This window comes from Rhodovulum iodosum (assembly GCF_041020385.1).
GTDB classification, from domain to species: domain Bacteria; phylum Pseudomonadota; class Alphaproteobacteria; order Rhodobacterales; family Rhodobacteraceae; genus Rhodovulum; species Rhodovulum iodosum.
Genome location: NZ_JBEHHI010000011.1, coordinates 1 through 243 on the forward strand (window position 1 = coordinate 1; position 243 = coordinate 243).

The 243-nt window shown below is 73.7% G+C and carries 1 protein-coding gene; it reads left to right on the top strand.

The window, feature by feature from the left end; genetic code table 11:
• Position 1: 1 nt before the first annotated feature.
• Positions 2-160 (top strand): WecB/TagA/CpsF family glycosyltransferase, encoded by a 159-nt coding sequence (locus tag Ga0609869_RS18335; RefSeq protein WP_438826894.1) that lies wholly within the window; start codon positions 2-4, stop codon positions 158-160.
• Positions 161-243: the final 83 nt, after the last annotated feature.

The window sequence follows — 243 nt, forward strand, 5'->3', positions numbered from 1 at the left end:
GATCGGGGCCGGGCTCGACTTCATCGCCGGCAGCCAGCGGCGGGCGCCGGTCTGGGTGCAGCGCCTCGCGCTGGAATGGGCCTGGCGGATGCTGGGCGACCCGGGCCGCCTGGCGGGGCGCTACGCGCCCGCGGGCGCGGCTGAAGGGCTGAAGGGCTGAACGGCTGAACCGCCGTGCCCGGGTCGGTGTCATGCGGCGGGATAGATCCAGCCGATATCGTTGATGCCGAGCCCGGAAAGGGT